The 1926-nt window shown below is 66.9% G+C and carries 5 protein-coding genes; 4 read left to right on the forward strand and 1 reads right to left on the reverse strand.

Annotated features, from left to right (window positions below):
* The coding region (locus MJ783_RS21910) for an integrase core domain-containing protein (protein WP_239313454.1) at nucleotides 1–219 on the forward strand (219 nt) is incomplete at its 5' end.
* Nucleotides 220–397: 178 nt separating this feature from the next.
* Here the strand turns inward: MJ783_RS21910 and MJ783_RS21915 are convergent.
* Nucleotides 398–628 carry a hypothetical protein gene (locus MJ783_RS21915; protein WP_239313457.1) on the reverse strand — a complete coding sequence of 77 codons (231 nt, stop codon included), beginning with the start codon at nucleotides 626–628 and terminating at the stop codon, nucleotides 398–400.
* Here MJ783_RS21915 and MJ783_RS21920 point away from each other — a divergent pair.
* The 3 genes from MJ783_RS21920 to MJ783_RS21930 all read left to right on the forward strand — a co-directional run bounded on the left by MJ783_RS21920 (nucleotide 536) and on the right by MJ783_RS21930 (nucleotide 1869).
* Nucleotides 536–742, forward strand: a complete 207-nt coding sequence (locus MJ783_RS21920; RefSeq protein WP_239313469.1) for a transposase — start codon at nucleotides 536–538, stop codon at nucleotides 740–742. The genes MJ783_RS21915 and MJ783_RS21920 overlap by 93 nt on opposite strands.
* Nucleotides 743–816: 74 nt before the next feature.
* On the forward strand, nucleotides 817–1098 hold the full coding sequence (locus tag MJ783_RS21925) for a hypothetical protein (RefSeq protein ID WP_239313460.1): 282 nt from the start codon (nucleotides 817–819) through the stop codon (nucleotides 1096–1098).
* A gap of 3 nt (nucleotides 1099–1101) precedes the next feature.
* On the forward strand, nucleotides 1102–1869 hold the full coding sequence (locus tag MJ783_RS21930) for a hypothetical protein (protein WP_239313463.1): 768 nt from the start codon (nucleotides 1102–1104) through the stop codon (nucleotides 1867–1869).
* Nucleotides 1870–1926 lie beyond the last annotated feature (57 nt).

Here is a 1926-nt window from a genome sequence, read left to right on the forward strand (position 1 = left end):
AATGCGCTGGCCGAATCTGTCAACGGGCTGTACAAAACCGAGCTGATCAACCGTCGGGGGCCGTGGCGGACGCTCAATGAGCTTGAGCTCGCGACCTTCGAGTGGGTCGACTGGTACAACAACCGTCGGATCCACAGCGGCTGCGGAAACATGCCGCCTGCCGACTTCGAAGCCCTCTATTACATGCAAGACGAAGCTGCTATGCTGGCCGAAGCGTAAGCATCCCGGTCTCTAAAGAACCCGGAACGGTTCACTTCCTGACCCGGCTGTATGTCCTGTTCTTCGTCGAGCTCGACCACCGCCGGGTCCATCTCGCGGGCGTGACTCGCCATCCGACCGGCGCCTGGGTTACCCAGCAAGCGCGGAATCTCCTTATGACGCTGAACGAGGAGGGGCCTCATCTTTCCGCTGGCTGATCCGCGACCGGGACAACAAGTTCACCGCAGCAGTCGACGCCGTATTCACGGCCGACGACCTCACGATCGTCCGCACCCCGGTACAAGCTCCAGTCGCGAACGCCTACGCCGAACGATGGATCGGCACCGTACGCCGCGAATGCCTCGGCCAGCGGCATCTCACCGCTGTCGTGACCGACTACGTCGATCACGACAACATCCATCGTCCGCACCGAGCCCTCCAACAACGGCCGCCGCTGGCGGCTGGAGCACCGCACAAGCCCACCGTGACCGTGATCCGACGTGACCGGCTCGGAGGCTTGATCCACGAATATCAGGCAGCCTGACCGGACACGATTTTGGGCACCCACAGTGTCAGGCTGAGGTACTTGGGTACCATGGCTTGCAGGAGGTGAGCGCCATGACAACCGTCGGACCCCGTCGCCAGGCCCCCCTGAAGGTCGACCCGGCCACGGACGAGCTGATCTCCCAGGCCGCGCACTTCCTCGGCATGTCGAAGAAGGACTTCGTCGCCGAGGCGGTCAAGACCTACCTCGACCAGCGCCGGGAAGAGATCCGCCGAGGCATGGTCGCCTCCATGAAGGTCCTCGACGGCTCCCTGTCCGCGAGCGTGGCCGCGCTGACCGGGCTGTCGGCGGATCGGATCGAACAGCTCGGCGGCGTAGGCGACTGGGAAGCGTGACCTATGCCGGTCCGCCCGACCCTGCGCTGCCTGCGTGAGGACCTGCACCTGCCGCTCCCGCCGGCCAGCACTTCCCTTGACCAGGTCGACCACCCGCTGCTGGCCAAAGCCGGCGAACAGTTCGCCGACCCGGACACCCCGCACGAGCGGATCCGCAGCATCGACGACGTGGTCCTGTTCAAAGTCAAGATAGGCCGATGGCGTGGTGCGACCTACGTCGACCAGGCTGCGGACGAGGCTCGCGACTGGCTCGTCGCCGCCGGCCGACGCGAGGACGGTGCCGCCGACGACTTCTACGCAGCCCTGCACACCCAGGCCCGCGCCGCCCGGCAGCGCTACAACGCCGAGCAGGACAAGCCGCTGACCACCGACGCCTACAGCCGGCATCTGCTCCCGGGGCAGGACGACCAGGACCGCTACCTCCTGGAAGCTGGGACCAGGCTCGCGAAACGTCTCGACACCGCCGTCCGCGACCTCGTTCGTGGCTCGCTGCGCGACGGCCACGAGCACGCGGCCGACCTCCCTGGCTTCCGCCTCGGCCTACTCGTCCGTGCCGACCACGGCCACGAGACCTACGTCGCGGTCCGGATCACCGGCTCGGTCCCGACCGGGCTGACGGCCGTGATCCTCTCCCGCGTCCCGGGATGCGCAGCCGACGGCTGGTTCCCCGAGTACGCTCTCCCCGAACGCCACCTCCTGCCCGCCGAACAGGCCTGGTCCAACCTCATGGACCCTAAAGCCGCCGCCCAGCTCTTCGACGGCCAGGACTGACAAGAACGACGCCTTCGCCGTCCCGCGGCAGCCGGCCGGATCAGGCCCCTACTCGAT

It is taken from the genome of Protofrankia sp. Cj3 (assembly GCF_917627355.1).
Classification (GTDB): domain Bacteria; phylum Actinomycetota; class Actinomycetes; order Frankiales; family Frankiaceae; genus Protofrankia.

Bases quoted from the DNA above. Each gene is read 5' to 3' on its own strand.
- MJ783_RS21925 (WP_239313460.1), top strand. From the start codon at position 817: ATGACAACCGTCGGACCCCGTCGCCAGGCCCCCCTGAAGGTCGACCCG.
- MJ783_RS21930 (WP_239313463.1), top strand. From the start codon at position 1,102: ATGCCGGTCCGCCCGACCCTGCGCTGCCTGCGTGAGGACCTGCACCTG.